Origin of the sequence: Halalkalibacter oceani, assembly GCF_040544555.1 — a bacterium.
Taxonomy (GTDB): domain Bacteria; phylum Bacillota; class Bacilli; order Bacillales; family Bacillaceae_D; genus Halalkalibacter; species Halalkalibacter oceani.
The window spans coordinates 39,798-54,409 of record NZ_JBEPKD010000012.1; the positions used below are offsets into that span (position 1 = coordinate 39,798).

Annotated in this window: 12 protein-coding genes; 10 read left to right on the plus strand and 2 right to left on the minus strand. The window is 49.3% G+C overall.

Annotated features, from left to right (window positions below):
• The first annotated feature begins 16 nt into the window (after positions 1 to 16).
• The 5 genes from ABMB67_RS13800 to ABMB67_RS13820 all read left to right on the plus strand — a co-directional run bounded on the left by ABMB67_RS13800 (position 17) and on the right by ABMB67_RS13820 (position 7,106).
• A complete protein-coding gene (locus ABMB67_RS13800) occupies positions 17 to 2,005 on the plus strand; it encodes a transporter substrate-binding domain-containing protein (protein WP_354572430.1) in 1,989 nt (662 codons plus the stop codon).
• On the plus strand, positions 2,002 to 3,357 hold the full coding sequence (locus tag ABMB67_RS13805; RefSeq protein WP_354572431.1) for a sigma-54-dependent transcriptional regulator: 1,356 nt from the start codon (positions 2,002 to 2,004) through the stop codon (positions 3,355 to 3,357). Before ABMB67_RS13800 ends, ABMB67_RS13805 begins: the two co-directional genes overlap by 4 nt.
• A gap of 158 nt (positions 3,358 to 3,515) precedes the next feature.
• A complete protein-coding gene (locus ABMB67_RS13810; RefSeq protein WP_354572432.1) occupies positions 3,516 to 4,523 on the plus strand; it encodes a TAXI family TRAP transporter solute-binding subunit in 1,008 nt (335 codons plus the stop codon).
• Positions 4,524 to 4,665: 142 nt separating this feature from the next.
• The gene (locus ABMB67_RS13815) at positions 4,666 to 5,115 is read left to right on the plus strand and encodes a DUF1850 domain-containing protein (RefSeq protein ID WP_354572433.1); all 450 of its coding nucleotides are present in this window, start codon (positions 4,666 to 4,668) and stop codon (positions 5,113 to 5,115) included.
• A gap of 29 nt (positions 5,116 to 5,144) precedes the next feature.
• On the plus strand, positions 5,145 to 7,106 hold the full coding sequence (locus ABMB67_RS13820) for a TRAP transporter permease (RefSeq protein WP_354572434.1): 1,962 nt from the start codon (positions 5,145 to 5,147) through the stop codon (positions 7,104 to 7,106).
• 58 nt (positions 7,107 to 7,164) lie between these two features.
• Here the strand turns inward: ABMB67_RS13820 and thmT are convergent, their stop codons facing one another.
• Entirely contained in the window at positions 7,165 to 7,350 is a 186-nt protein-coding gene (gene thmT / locus ABMB67_RS13825; RefSeq protein ID WP_251223010.1) for a 2-hydroxymuconate tautomerase, read from the minus strand.
• A 178-nt stretch (positions 7,351 to 7,528) separates the two neighbouring features.
• On the opposite strand from thmT, the gene ABMB67_RS13830 reads away from it, so the two are divergent.
• Positions 7,529 to 8,068, plus strand: a complete 540-nt coding sequence (locus tag ABMB67_RS13830) for a YwhD family protein (RefSeq protein WP_354572435.1) — start codon at positions 7,529 to 7,531, stop codon at positions 8,066 to 8,068.
• Positions 8,069 to 8,259: 191 nt separating this feature from the next.
• On the opposite strand, the gene ABMB67_RS13835 is transcribed toward ABMB67_RS13830, so the two are convergent.
• Positions 8,260 to 10,332: a transglycosylase domain-containing protein gene (locus ABMB67_RS13835; RefSeq protein WP_354572436.1), complete on the minus strand. Its 2,073-nt coding sequence runs from the start codon at positions 10,330 to 10,332 to the stop codon at positions 8,260 to 8,262.
• 285 nt (positions 10,333 to 10,617) lie between these two features.
• On the opposite strand from ABMB67_RS13835, the gene speE reads away from it, so the two are divergent.
• The 4 genes from speE (at position 10,618) to argS (ending at position 14,609) form a co-directional block, all read left to right on the plus strand.
• Positions 10,618 to 11,445 (plus strand): spermidine synthase, encoded by an 828-nt coding sequence (speE, locus tag ABMB67_RS13840; RefSeq protein ID WP_354572437.1) that lies wholly within the window; start codon positions 10,618 to 10,620, stop codon positions 11,443 to 11,445.
• Positions 11,446 to 11,457: 12 nt separating this feature from the next.
• Positions 11,458 to 12,330, plus strand: a complete 873-nt coding sequence (gene speB, locus ABMB67_RS13845) for an agmatinase (RefSeq protein WP_354572438.1) — start codon at positions 11,458 to 11,460, stop codon at positions 12,328 to 12,330.
• A gap of 171 nt (positions 12,331 to 12,501) precedes the next feature.
• Positions 12,502 to 12,942, plus strand: a complete 441-nt coding sequence (locus ABMB67_RS13850) for a YwiB family protein (protein ID WP_354572439.1) — start codon at positions 12,502 to 12,504, stop codon at positions 12,940 to 12,942.
• Positions 12,939 to 14,609, plus strand: coding sequence for an arginine--tRNA ligase (gene argS / locus ABMB67_RS13855; protein WP_354572440.1), 1,671 nt, complete (start codon positions 12,939 to 12,941; stop codon positions 14,607 to 14,609). Before ABMB67_RS13850 ends, argS begins: the two co-directional genes overlap by 4 nt.
• The last annotated feature ends 3 nt before the right edge of the window (positions 14,610 to 14,612 follow it).

Genomic DNA, 14,612 nt, shown 5'->3' on the forward strand with positions numbered 1-14,612 from the left:
GAGGTCCCTGGAAAGCGTGGGAAAAACTAGTATACTTATCACGGCCCTGCTTCTTTTGCTTATGAGCGGGAGGGTGGGAGCGGCTGAAGAAAGGCGCTTAGTCGTCGGCTATGACCCGGAATTCCCTCCTGTACATTTCGCGGTTGATGGGCAACCTCAAGGCTTTGCTGTTGACCTGATGAATGAAATCGCTTCCAGGATGAGTGAGGACATTTTGTATGTGCCTGTTCCACAGTCTGAGGGAGTCCGGCAGCTGAAAGATAATGAGCTTGATATTTTGCTGAGCGCCTATTTTAACGAGGAGCATGCCGGGATGATGGAGTTCTCGGACTCGATTTTAACGACGTCGATCGGTCTGATCGTCCACCGCGATAACGAAACGATTGAAGGACTTGCCGAGTTGACCGATGCGGTGACAGCCTTGCAAAAGGACACATTGGAATATGATTTTCTCCGTAATATTCGCAGCATTCAGTATCATGTCGCCAGCAACCAGGTCACGGCCCTTGAGCTGTTGCTGAAAGGAAGAGCGAACGCCTTTGTCGGAAACGTGCTGACAGCGGAATATGTGCTGGCAGCCAGAGGGCTGGAGGATGACTATAAAATCGTCGGAAATTATTTACTGCCTGTTGATTATACGATGGCTGTTCAGCAGGAAAATTATCAGCTGCTGAGCAGGATCAACGAAGCGATTCGCGAGATGAAAGCCGATGGTACGTACAGTCTCATCTATGAAGACTGGTTTGAAAGGGAAAGCGAACTTGAGGGCCGTCTGTGGCTGGCCCTGCAAATTATCGGCGGACTGCTGCTCGTGGCGACGGCCTTATTCTTATTGGGGATGCGCTGGAACAAGCAGTTGCAGAGGGAGGTGGCGAAGAAAACGAATGTGCTGCAAAAGATGAATGTCCAGCTTGAACAGAAAATGGCTGAAATCAAAAACAGCGACGAGTTTCAAAAGCAAATTTTAAACAGCAGCCCAAGAGGGATCGCGACGATTAATGCTGCCGGGCTCGTCACGTCGTTTAATCAAAAAGCGCACACGATTTCCGGTGAGCGGCAATCTGTCGCCGGCAGACATTATGCTCAGATTCCATTGCTGAACCTGCTGCTGGAAGGCAGGTTTGCCGACGTGCTGCGCCCGGACAATTTAATACTGGGCGAGGAAGCCGTCTGGCAAAAAAATGAGACGAATACGTATTATTTACGCTATTATATTTATCCGTTAAAAAACTTTGAAAAACAAGTGATCGGGCTGATTGTGACATTTGAGGATATTACCGAGGAACATAAGCTGAGGCTTCAGCTGTTTGAGCGGGAAAAAAATGAAGAGCTTAGTAGGATCGTTGCCGGGATTGCACATGAAATCCGCAATCCGTTAACCTCGATTAAAACGTTTGTGGAGCTGATTCCCCATAAATACAATAACGCGCGCTTTCAAAATGAAATTTCGGCCTATGTCCCTCAGGAAATTGAGCGGATGAACCAGCTAATTCAAGGGTTGATCGATTATACGAAGCCGGCCCGGATGAATAAAGAACGAATCGATGCCGGTGCGGTCGTTCGGGAATGTTTGATTCTATTTGAGCGAACAGCGCTTCATAAAGGAATTACGATGCAATGCACAACGGAGGGCAACCTCTGGATCGAGGCCGATGCCAATCAACTGAAGCAAGTGCTGATCAACTTAATAATTAATGGTCTGGACGCGATAAACAGCGGAGATGAGCAGGAGAAGGCTCTCTTGCAGCTCGCGGCATTTGAAAAAGGCCCAAGCGTCTGCATTCAAGTGACCGACACCGGGGAAGGAATGAATGACTATGAGCGTCGACAGGCGTTGAAGCTCTTTTATACGACGAAAGCGAAAGGGACCGGACTCGGACTGGCGATCGCCAGCCAATATATAAAGGAAAACAACGGCGAGCTGGAGATCAATAGTGAAAAAGGAGCAGGGACGACGATTACGCTAACATTTTTAAAAGCGATGGAAAAGGAGGCGGCGCGATGAAACGAATTTTAATCATTGATGACGAAGCGGCCATTTGCTCCTCGCTTGCGTTTGCGCTGGAGGACAAGTATGAGGTCATGACGACGACAGACCCGGCAGACGGAGTAACGTGGCTCGAACATGACCATTACGACCTCTGCCTGCTCGATTTAAAGATCGGGCAGATTGACGGAATTGACGTGCTGAGGCAAATAAAGGAGGTCAGCCCGAAAACGATCGTTTTAATGATCACCGCTTACGGGACGATCGCGACCTCTGTCCGGGCGGTCAGGGAGGGAGCGTACTCCTATTTGACGAAACCGATCAATATCGAAGAGCTTCATTCCGTGATTGAGCAGGCTTTCCGCTACCAGCATCTGAACGAGCAGGTCGATTTTTTAAGTCAGGAGCTGGAGAAAAAGTACAGCTATGAAGGGATCATCGGCAAAAGCAAAGCGATGAAGGCGGTTTTTCACCTGATTGGAAAAGTGAAGGAGGTCGACTCCAACGTCTTACTAACCGGGGAAAGCGGGACGGGCAAGGAGCTTGTCGCTAAAGCGCTTCACTTCTCGGGCAAAAGAAAAAAAGCCCACTTTGAGGTGGTAAATTGCGCGGCGATACCGGACCAGTTGCTGGAGAGTGAGTTATTTGGTTACGAGAAGGGGGCGTTCACCGGGGCGATTTCAAGCAAAAAAGGAAAGTTCGAGCAGGCAAATGGAGGAACAATCTTTCTCGATGAAATCGGGGATATGCCGCTTGCCCTGCAAGTGAAGCTGCTCCGCGTCCTGCAGGAGAAGGTCGTCACAAGGCTTGGGTCGAACAGGGAAATTCAACTTAATGTCCGGGTGATAGCCGCTACCAATAAAAATCTTGAGGAAGCAGTGAGAAAAGGCGAATTCCGCGAGGATCTTTATTTTCGGTTGAATGTCATTAAGGTGCCGCTGCCGGCCTTAAGAGAAAGAAAGGAAGATATCCCGTATTTAATTAAGCATTTCATCGGGCAGTTTAACGAGGAGATGGGCTTGAATGTAAAGGGACTGACGAAGCAGGCCCAGCGGATTTTGCTTGATTATGAGTATCCAGGCAATATTCGTGAGCTGTCCAATATTATTGAATCATCGATGGTGTTGGCCGATGACGAGTATATCGAGGCGACGGATTTGCCAAATCAGGTTAGGAAAATCAATCACGCTTCAAACGGGGAGAACGGGCTGTATAAAAGCTTTATCGGGCTGCCGTTAAAGGAGATCGAAAAGCATTTCATTCTGGCAACGCTGGAAGCGAACAAAGGGCATCGCAAGAAAACGGCGCATATGCTAGGAATCAGCGAACGCAGCCTGCGCGATAAATTAAAGCATTATGAGCATCGCTAAACGAAAAAGCGGAAAAAAATGCAGACCGGAATTTTTTTCCGCTTTTTTAGCGGTGGAAATGTATGCGTTTCCAAATGGGGGCGCTGTTTTTTGACTTGGCATGATTATTGCAAAAAAGAGGGTGTCCAATACTTTTATAAAACGAAAGGGGAAACGAGATGAAGAAGTTTTTAAGTTTATTGGTAATGTCATCTTTGCTGCTTTCGGCCTGTGGGGGAAGTGAAGAGCCTGCAGGGACGGAGGGAGAAGAGCCGACAGCTGAGCAGAGCGAGGCCGGCGGTCTGGAGGACTTGTTTGTCACGGTCGCAACCGGAGGAACGTCGGGCGTCTATTATCCGATTGGCGGGGCGATTGCGAACATTCTCGAAACGGAATTAGGCGTTGATTCATCCGTACAGGCGACGGGCGCTTCTGTCGAAAATATTAATTTGCTCAATACAGAGCGGGCCGAATTGGCAATTACGATGGCCGATGCGGTGCTGCAGGCGTATGAAGGCAATGGCGCGTTTGAAGGAGAGGAGCCGATTGAATCGCTGAGAGGACTGATGGCGATGTACCCGAATTTTGTTCAAGTTGTCACGACAGAGGACTCCGGGATTGAAAGCATTGCCGACCTGGCCGGCAAAAGCGTTGGCGTCGGGGCGGCGAATTCAGGGGTTGAGTTAAACGCGCGGATGGTGCTGGAAGCGTATGGATTAAGCTATGACGATATCGAGGAGGATTATCTTTCTTACAGTGAAGCGATTGATCAGATTAAAAATGGGATGATTGATGCTGCTTTTGTGACGAGCGGTGTTCCGAATGCGACCGTCATCGATCTTGATACGACTCATTCCGCGAAGGTACTGCCGATTGAAGGGGAAGCGCTCGATTATTTGATCGATACGTATCCATTCTTTACATCGGAAGTGATCCCGGCTGATGTGTACGGCAACGAAGAAGAGATCCAGACAGCGGCGATTACAAATTTATTGTTGATCTCCAATGATCTTTCCGAGGATGCCGCCTATGAAATTACGAAAACATTATTTGAAAACCTTGAAGCCATTCAAGGCTCTCACAATGCCGCTCAGGACATTTCACTGGAGACAGTCGATGTCGGGATGCCTGTGCCGTTTCACCCTGGTGCTGAGCGCTACTTGAAGGAAGTCGGGGCTTTGGAGTAGGGCGGCGGATTTGCCTGAAGCCAAAAATGAGGCGCGTCGGTTCTACCCTGCCCAAAGTGGGCAGGAGAACCGCGCTTTCGCTGTTCACTTTGCAGCTTCCACTTGAAATTGTTCCACATTATCTTTGGAAGGAGCTTCCTCAATGAAAGGCAGGCTTTTCATCGTCTTACTTTGCTTAACAGCGTGCGCGGACAGCGGAGAGATGACCCTCGTCGTGCAGCATCAGGAAAATCACGAAATATATAAAGAAGTGCAACACCTGAAAGCGGGCGACACATTTTCGCTAATGTGGGTTCACTCTGTCGAGCATACTCCGTGGAGGGAAACCTATCAGCTGACAGACGATGGGGAGCTGGAGCTGATCGAAACGGCTTTTCAGTCATTTGGTGCCGGTGTTCCTCATCAAAAAGGGGAAATGACTGTTGAACATGGTGAAGTGATCGTTCGCAATCTTGATGAACGAATCGATGCCTTGCGCTGGATCCATTCACATCATGTCGGATTTGAACTGATGGTGGACGGGGAGCCGGTTTTTCAGGCAGAGGATTTGCCGCATTTTGAAAAAATAGAAATCAGGGCTCTCCCGAATTAAAAAAGCGTGATAGAGAAGAGGTGACCAGCATGGAGCAGACGAATCGAAAAGAAGCTGAGCTGTCCGATGACCAGCAGGAGCTTTTAGAAAAATACGACAGCGAATCAAGGGTTCGCACTCATTCCAGTAAAATCGCCACTTTGCTTGTATCGATTTTGGCGATCTCGCTTTCGCTTTATCATATGTACACATCCTATTTCGGAACGCCGGTCACGCTCCAGCATCGTTCCCTGCACGTGGCCGCGATTTTAACGCTTGTCTTTCTGCTGTATCCGCCTTTTAAAAAGGCAAGCCGGACGAAGCTTCCGTTTTACGATATGATTTTTGCGCTTTGTGCAATCTCGACGTCGGTTTATATTTTCGTCGATTACTTAGGCATCGTAAATCGCGGTGGCCTGCCTAATGGGCTTGATCTTCTGTTTGGAGCGCTGCTCGTTGTACTCGTATTGGAAGCGGCTCGCCGAGTCACAGGCTGGGGCTTGCCGCTGCTCGCCGTACTTTTCTTCTTATACGGTTTGTTTGGCCGAGAGATGGCGGGAATCTTTCGCCACCGCGGCTATTCATGGGATGAATTGGTCAATTTCATGTATGTGACGACAGAAGGGATTTACGGTACGGCGATCGGCGTCTCGGCGACGTATATTTTTCTTTTTATTTTATTTGGTGCCTTTTTGTCGAAATCAGGTATGGGGCAATTTTTTAATGATCTCGCCTTGGCGATTGCCGGTCAGACGAAAGGCGGTCCGGCGAAAGTGGCGGTCATTGCCAGTGGCTTTCTCGGAAGTATTAATGGCGCGGCAATTGCCAATGTCGTCACAACCGGCTCATTTACGATCCCGTTAATGAAAAAAATCGGCTACAGCCGCAATTTCGCCGGAGCAGTGGAAGCATCAGCTTCGGTCGGCGGACAGATTTTGCCGCCGATCATGGGTGCGGCGGCGTTTATTATGGCCGAAACGCTTGGGATTCCATACAGCCAGATCGCCCTTGCCGCGCTGCTGCCTGCCTTGCTTTACTACACAGGAATTATCGTCCAGATTCATTTGCGGGCGACAAAGCAAGGGCTGCGCGGCATATCAAAGGAAAATCTGCCGCGTGTGCTGGAAGTGCTAAAGGAGCGAGGGCACCTGCTGATTCCGCTGATGTTCTTAATGTATATGCTATTTTTCAGCGGGCGGACGATCATTTATTCAGCGCTGCTGACGATTCTCGTTACGATTCTCGTGGCGATGCTGCGAAAAACGACGAGAATGTCACTGAAGGATATTATTGAAGCGCTGGAGCAAGGGGCGAGAACCTCGATTGGGGTGGCGATTGCCTGCGCCTGCGTCGGGATTGTTGTCGGTGTGGCGACGATGACGGGCTTCGGCCTGAAGCTGGCCAATGGCATCGTCACTCTCGGCGGCGAGAGTTTGTTGCTGACGCTCGTCTTTACGATGATCGCCTGTATCGTTCTCGGTATGGGACTGCCAAGTATTCCAACCTATATTATTACAGCGACGATGGCCGCTCCGGCGCTTATTTCGATGGGCATTGAGCCACTTGTAGCGCATCTGTTTGTCTTCTATTTCGGCTTGTTTGCCAACATTACTCCGCCTGTCGCGCTGGCCGCTTTTGCCGCAGCCGGGATCTCGGGTGGCGAGCAGATGAAGACAGGGTTCGTTTCGATGAAATTGGCGATCGCCGGATTTATCGTCCCGTATATGTTCGTTTACAATGATGCGCTTTTACTGTTGAACACAACTTTTGTCGAAGGGCTTGTCGTCGTGATAACGTCGGTGACAGGAGTGATCATGCTTGGAACGGCAGCGGAGGGCTATTTATTTACTGAGATGCCGTGGCCGTTACGGATCGTGCTTTTTGCGGGGTCTCTGTTATTCATGAATCCAAACTTTATTCAGGATATCATCGGCTTTACGATCATTATTGTCGTCAGTTTGCTGCAATGGCAACGGAGTAAAAAGACGACATTGAAACAAATCAACATGTAAGGCAAGAAGAGGCTGGACTAAAAGGTTGTATTCTTTACCTTTTGGCCCAGCCTCTCTTCTATTCGTCCGACTTTCTTACGCCGGCGACGCCGAAGTTGGTTTTCTTCATTTCTTCAATTACGACTGAGACGCGCTCAGCTGGAGCGTCGATTGAGCTGGTGACCGCTTCAGTCACTTTTTCAACGAGTGCCCGCTTTTGATCATCAGAACGGCCTTCAAGAATTTTTACAGTTACGATTGGCATGAAAACAGCCTCCTTTCCTATTGGGAAAATATGTATTCCATCCGTTTTTCTTGCCGCTGCACTTACGTCTTATCAGGCATAAAAGCAGGGAAGTAGAAAACGCTATCTTAAGACTAGCATATGGAAGGTCATTTTGTGTAGAATTTAATTAAGGCAGGAATAGGAAAGGGTGACATAGATGGATTTACTGAATGACGATAATCTGAAGAAAAAGAAAAGCAGCGGCTTTAATATTTTAAGTGGGGATTCGACCTCCGGCCATGGTGGGTATGGGGCCGGTGTGCTGAATCTTGATAATGTATCGCCGGTTTTCGTCGACCCGGCAGAAGGGGAAGCGTTCGTCGATATGGGGGCGCTGCATGCCCGCTCAGCCGTTGAAAAGCGGATCAAATTCCTTCCGAACAAGGAAGAGGTGCCAAACGGCAAGCTCTACTGGCTCGTATGGGTAGCCATCCAGTATAAAGAAGGCAAGCCGTATTACGCCGGAGTGACAGGATGCGAGATGACGGTTGATAAAGAAATCCGCCGCGGCTATAAAAGCTTGCCCGAGCATGTCAATAAAATGGATAAGGCGCTGAAAGGGAAAATTATGGTGGAGCATATGGATCAAAAGTCAAAAACGATTCTCGCTGACTTCTTAAAAAAACATAGCGAGCAAATGTGGCTTCATTCTGAAAAAGAGCTGCACGAAGCGCTCATGGGAGAAGAATCAGCTTAGAAGAGGATTGTAAACCCCTAAAATAGCCTAACTTTGAACGATTTTTGAACACTGGTGCGCCCTCTTGAGCTTTTTGGCTAGAGCGAGTAAACTTAAAGGCAGTATAAAAGCACATTTATACTAGGACACGAGAGTGCCCCAAAAGCTTTAGCTTTTGGGGCACTCTTTTTTTACAAGGAAAGGCATCGGCCTCAGTCATGCTGAAACCATTTAAAGAAACGGTTAATGATATGTTCCTTTTCATGAGTCGCCTCATCGATCGCTTCCACTTCTTCCCCGTCGGGCGCGGGTGGCGGGCACGGCTTTGTCGGCTCGGTCCCTTCCACAAAATAAGTGACGCGGTGAGTCGGGCAGTCAGCTGTTGCGAGTAAGCCGTTTTGCGGGTTCATCTCGACAGCGACGACTCCTTCCGGCTGCTGGAACGGAATCTTTAATTGCTTTTCCAGTGAATGCTCAGTAAAATTGGCCCAAATTTTCTTAGCGATCTGCCCTTCCGTGGCATGCTCGAGTGTTTGTCCTTGATCGTAGCCGACCCAGACGCCGGTAACGAGCTGAGGCGCATAGCCGATCATCCAGCTGTCGGTCGAGGTCGAACCCGACTTTCCGGCGACTGGCCGATTGACTAAATGGGCAACCGAACCGCCTGTGACAGAGGTGTGAGCATTCAAATAAGGATCAAACATCCCGGTCATCAGGTCGGTTAAAATGAAAGCCAGCTTCGGATCGAGAACTTGGGCGAGGTGCGGCTCTGCTTCAAACAGGACATTCCCCTCCGCATCGACCACCTTGCGGATGAAGCGCGGTTCGACCCTTTTTCCGCCATTGGCAAAGGCGCTATACGCCCGAACCATCTCGACGACATCAACCGGTAACGTGCCGAGCGCCAAAGAAGGAATTTCCCGCAATGGAGATGTAACCCCAAGCCTTTCCGCGACTTCGATGACTTTGTCGGTTCCAAGCAGCAGATGGGTTTTCACCGCATAAATATTATCGGAGAAAGCAATTGCCTGCAAGAGTGTAATAAAATCATCAGCGTACACACTTTGAAAGTTTTTCGGTGAGTACGTCGCCCGTCCGTCATCATATGTGAACGTTGTTTCCTCGCTTAATAAGGTTGAGGCGGGAGTGAAGCCGTTTTCGAGCGCCGCATAGTACAGAAAAGGCTTAAAGGCGGAGCCGGGGGCCCGCTTCGCCTGCGTGGCGCGATTGTACGGACTGTCGGCATAATTTTTTCCGCCGATCAATGCTTTCACATCTCCTGTGCGCGGGTCCATCGCCACGAGCGCGGTTTGCAGCTCGGAATCGGGCATTTCCTTCTCGACCCATCTCTCCGCTTCTTTCTGCATGTCAGGGTCAAGCGTTGTGTAAATGCTAAGTCCGCCAGCTTCGAACAAGGCGGGATCAAGCCCGGCCTCTTCTATGAGCAACTCTTCGACAACGTCCTGAAAATACGGGCCGATGACAGCCTCGCGTTCGAGCTGTTCATGGGTGAAAGTCAATGGTTCAAGATGGGCTTCATCGGCCTCCACCTGTGTCAGGTTGCCGTTTTCGACCATCGATTGCAGAACAATGCCCTGCCGTGTTTTGGCCCGTTCATAATGAAAGAGGGGAGAATAATAGCTCGGTCCTTTTGGAATACCGGCAAGCATGCTCGCTTCGGCCAACGTGAGCTGATTGGCCGATTTGCCGTAATAATGGCGGGCTGCCGCTTCGATGCCGTAAGCCCCGTGACCGTAGTAAACCGTATTTAAATAGCCTTCAAGAATATCATCCTTCTCGTAATTCATTTCCAGCCGTAGGGAATATAACAGCTCATTCCATTTGCGTTTCCATGTTTTGTCATGGCTTAAATAAAGATTGCGCGCGTACTGCTGTGTAATCGTGCTCGCTCCCTGTGATTTCGAACCGGAGCGGATGTTGGCAATGACGGCCCCGCCGATCCGGTGCGGATCAAAGCCAAAATGCTGATAGAAGCGGCGGTCCTCGACGGCAATCGTGGCGTCGATCACATCAGGCGAAATCTCTGATAAGTCGACCCAATAACGGTGCTCGCCGTGATGCCTTTCGCCGATTGGCGTATTATCAGCTCCGTAATAGACAGTCGTTTGCGACACATTTAAGGGCGGAGGCCCTTGCATTTTCGTATAAGAAAGCAGCGCGACCGCACTTGCCGCCAGGAAAACAAGCCCCAGTAAACAGAGGCGAAAAAACAGCCGTACGAGTCGCCGTCTGCGTCTGATTCGGCGGTTTATGATGACTTCCATTTCGTCACCTCATTCTTAGTTTCGTCACTAATCTAGTGGACACGTTTCTAGTTTTGGTAGAAACAGTAGGTTTTAAACATCAGAAGCAACAGAAGACATAGAAATTTTGCTTGCTTTTTTACCTTATTGCTTTATACTTTCATTTGTTGAAGACAGCAGGTCAGGGGAAGCTGCTGAAAAACTTTCTTTTGCGTAACAAAAAACGGCTTTCGACTTGTTTCACATAAGTAACATAATTAAGTAAACGCTATAATAGAAGATCAGTATTTGAACGAGGTGATTGTCATGGAATTATGGTTTACAGAAAAGCAGACAGAGCGTTTTGGGATTACAGCAAAAATCAAGCGAACGCTTCATACAGAAAAAACGGACTTTCAGCAGCTGGATGTTATCGAAACCGAGGAATTTGGCAATATGCTTGTCCTTGATGGAATGGTGATGACAACGGAAAAGGATGAATTTGTTTATCATGAAATGGTCGCTCATGTTCCGTTGTTTACCCATCCTGAGCCGAAGCATGTTCTCGTTGTCGGCGGCGGGGACGGAGGAGTGATCCGTGAGGTGCTGAAGCATCCGTCCGTCGAAAAAGCGACTCTTGTGGAAATTGACGGAAAGGTGATTGAGTATTCGAAGAAATATTTGCCGTCGATTGCTGGGGCATTGGATGATCCGCGCGTCGATGTTCAAGTCGATGACGGCTTTATGCATATTGCCAAGGCGGAGGATGCCTATGATGTCATTATGGTTGATTCTACGGAGCCTGTCGGACCGGCAGTGAAGCTGTTTGAAAAAGGATTTTATGAAGGAATTTCAAAAGCGTTGAAAGAGGACGGTATTTTTGTCGCGCAGACGGACAACCCGTGGTTTCATCAGGAATTGATCAAAAATGTGTATCGCGACGTCCAGGATATTTTTCCGATTACCCGTCTGTATACGGCGAATATCCCGACATATCCAAGCGGGCTGTGGACGTTTACGATCGGTTCAAAGCGTCACGATCCGCTTGCTGTGGAAGAGAGCCGCTTTCACGACATAGAAACGAAGTATTATACGAAAGAGCTTCATAAGGCGGCATTTGTTTTGCCGAAGTTTGTAGCTGATCTCGTGAAGTAAGGGGAGATAAGGATGCGCTTTGACGAAGCCTATTCAGGTAAAGTGTTTATTATGAGCAAGCCAAGCTATGAAGAAAGCCGGGCTGTTCTTTACGGCATGCCGATGGATTGGACGGTCTCCTTCCGTCCCGGCTCCCGCTTTGGTCCCGCACGGATTCGCGAGGCTTCTCTCGGACTGGAAGAATACAGCCCGTATTTGGACAGGCATTTAGAGGACGTTAACTATTTCGATGCCGGCGATATTCCGCTGCCGTTCGGTAACGCGGCCCGCAGCCTTGATATGGTTGAGGAGTACGTTGACCGGCTGCTTGCGGATGGAAAGTTTCCTCTTGGTCTTGGCGGAGAGCATTTGCTGTCGTGGCCTATTTTCAAAGCAATGGCGAAAAAGTACCCGGAGATGACGATTATCCATATCGATGCCCATGCCGACTTGCGAGAAGAATACGAAGGGGAACCTCTTTCCCATTCCACACCGATTCGTAAGGCGTGCGAGCTGATCGGCCCGCAAAATGTTTATTCGTTTGGCATTCGCTCCGGCATGCGCGAAGAATTTCAATATGCGAAGGACGCCGGGATGTACATGGCGAAGTTTGAAGTCGCCGAGCCATTAAAAGAAATTTTGCCGACATTGGCGAACCGTCCGGTTTACGTGACGATTGATATTGACGTTCTTGATCCGGCTCATGCGCCGGGCACCGGCACGGCCGAAGCCGGTGGGATTACGTCAAAGGAGCTGCTTGAAGCGATAACGGCGATTGCCAACTCGGATATAACGGTGATTGGAGCGGATTTGGTTGAGGTCGCGCCTGCCTATGACCCGACAGAACAAACGCAAATCGCAGCCAGCAAATTTGTCCGCGAAATGCTGCTTGGCTGGGTGAAATAAGAGGGCGTGTTTTCGATCGCCCGCTTCAAACATTGCTTAGGGGCTGGGTAAAAGGTAAGAATAACCTTTTGTCCCAGCCCCCTCTCTTTTTCCTTTTCAGAAAAGATCACAGCACTGCTTGCAACTGCCTTGTAAACTCGCTAAACTTGAACAGAGAAAGGTGTGCGGGGCATGAAAAAAGCGATTCAGCGATCAATTAAAATGCGATTTCAAACAAGGATTGACCATCAAGATCACACAGATGCCTATGAATTTACAACAAGAGGAGAACTCTTTCATAAAGGGAAACATGATTATTTGCGGTTTGAAGAAGTATTGAATAATGAAACGATCCAAACGACGATGAAATGGAATGGCCGCGAGCTTATTTTGATTCGTCAAGGGGTCATTTTAATGCGTCAAACGTTTATTGCCGGAGAAACAACAGTTGGCCGTTATGTAACCCCGGAGGCTTCATGGGAGACGACGGCGGTGACTGAGAAAGTGTTTGTCCAGTGGCCGGCGGGGAAGGTCAAAGGAAGAATCGACCTGACGTATCAATTTGAGCTGCAAGGTCAGGCGACTGGAAAGCATACGGTACGATTGACACTAGAGGAGGACACGAGTAGATGAACAGTGTAGAACAAATCAAACAACGGTTGAAAGAGGAAATCATCAAGGCCGTCGTCGAAGCCGGTCTTGCGCCGGAAGAGCAAATTCCGGAAGTGATTCTTGAATCACCGAAAGAGAAAGCGCACGGTGATTATGCGAGCAATATGGCAATGCAGCTGACCCGGATCGCTAAAAAAGCCCCTAGGGTCATCGCCGAAGAGCTTGTCGGAAAGCTGAACTATCAGGCCGCAGCGATAGAGAAGGTCGAAATTGCCGGCCCTGGCTTTATTAATTTCTTTATGGACAACCGTTATTTGCGCGAAGTCGTTCCGGCCGTGCTGAAGGCAGGCGATACATACGGGCAGACGAACGTCGGAGGTGGCAGCCGGATTCAGGTTGAGTTTGTCTCGGCGAACCCGACGGGCACCCTCCATTTAGGTCATGCGCGCGGTGCGGCCGTCGGCGATGCACTTTGCAATATTTTGGCGAAGGCCGGCTATGACGTGGAACGGGAATATTATATTAATGATGCCGGAAATCAGATTGACAATTTAACACTCTCGCTTGAAGCGCGCTATTATCAGGCGTTAGGATTGGAGAAAGACATGCCGGAGGACGGCTACCGCGGGCAGGACATTATTGACTTCGGCAAACAGCTTGCTGAGGAATATGGCGATAAATTCGTCCAAGTATCGGAAGAAGAGCGCCACGCCTTCCTTCGTCAATACGGTCTTGAAAAGGAGCTTGATAAAATTAAGCAGGACTTGCGTGAATACCGGGTTGAGTTTGACAATTGGTTCTCGGAAACATCCTTATACGAGAGCGGCAAAGTCGAGGAAGCGCTCGAGGTGTTAAAGCAAAAAGGAAAAACATATGAACAGGACGGCGCGACTTGGTTTAGAACAACGGAGTACGGCGATGATAAAGACCGTGTTCTGATCAAAAATGACGGCTCGTACACCTATTTGACTCCGGATATTGCCTATCATCAGGATAAAATGAAGCGCGGCTTTGATAAGCTGATCAACATTTGGGGCGCCGATCATCACGGCTATATCGCGCGCATGAAGGCGGCGATCCAGGCGCTCGGCTATGAGGCGGAGCAGCTTGAAGTCCAGATTATTCAAATGGTCAGCCTCTATCAGGGCGGAGAAAAAGTGAAAATGAGCAAACGGACGGGGAAAGCGGTAACGTTGCGTGACCTGATGGAGGAAGTCGGCATTGATGCGACCCGTTATTTCTTTGCGATGCGCAGCGCTGATACTCAGCTTGATTTCGATATGGATCTGGCGGTATCGACATCGAATGAAAACCCGGTTTATTACGTGCAGTATGCTCATGCCCGCGTATGCAGCATGCTTCGTCAAGGGGCAGAAGCCGGCTTTACTTTCGATGAGGCGACCGATCTGTCTGTGCTCAATTCCGAGAAGGCGTATGACCTGTTAAAAGCGATTGGCGACTTCCCGCTTGTCGTGGCGGAAGCGGCAGAAAAGCAAATCCCGCACCGGATTACGAATTATGTGCATGAACTAGCCTCAACGCTGCACAGCTTTTACAATGCCGAACGCGTCATTGATGCCGACAATGCAGAAGCGACGAGCGCCCGGCTTGCGTTAATGAAAGCGACGCAAATTACGATTAAAAACGCCCTAACACTCGTTGGCGTCTCTGCGCCGGAAAAAATGTAAGGC

Coding starts and splice junctions, on each gene's coding strand:
- ABMB67_RS13820 (WP_354572434.1), top strand. CDS start 5,145: ATGGAGCAGACGAATCGAAAAGAAGCTGAGCTGTCCGATGACCAGCAG.
- argS (WP_354572440.1), top strand. CDS start 12,939: ATGAACAGTGTAGAACAAATCAAACAACGGTTGAAAGAGGAAATCATC.
- ABMB67_RS13830 (WP_354572435.1), top strand. CDS start 7,529: ATGGATTTACTGAATGACGATAATCTGAAGAAAAAGAAAAGCAGCGGC.
- ABMB67_RS13815 (WP_354572433.1), top strand. CDS start 4,666: ATGAAAGGCAGGCTTTTCATCGTCTTACTTTGCTTAACAGCGTGCGCG.
- speE (WP_354572437.1), top strand. CDS start 10,618: ATGGAATTATGGTTTACAGAAAAGCAGACAGAGCGTTTTGGGATTACA.
- ABMB67_RS13805 (WP_354572431.1), top strand. CDS start 2,002: ATGAAACGAATTTTAATCATTGATGACGAAGCGGCCATTTGCTCCTCG.
- thmT (WP_251223010.1), bottom strand. CDS start 7,350: ATGCCAATCGTAACTGTAAAAATTCTTGAAGGCCGTTCTGATGATCAA.
- ABMB67_RS13835 (WP_354572436.1), bottom strand. CDS start 10,332: ATGGAAGTCATCATAAACCGCCGAATCAGACGCAGACGGCGACTCGTA.
- speB (WP_354572438.1), top strand. CDS start 11,458: ATGCGCTTTGACGAAGCCTATTCAGGTAAAGTGTTTATTATGAGCAAG.
- ABMB67_RS13810 (WP_354572432.1), top strand. CDS start 3,516: ATGAAGAAGTTTTTAAGTTTATTGGTAATGTCATCTTTGCTGCTTTCG.
- ABMB67_RS13850 (WP_354572439.1), top strand. CDS start 12,502: ATGAAAAAAGCGATTCAGCGATCAATTAAAATGCGATTTCAAACAAGG.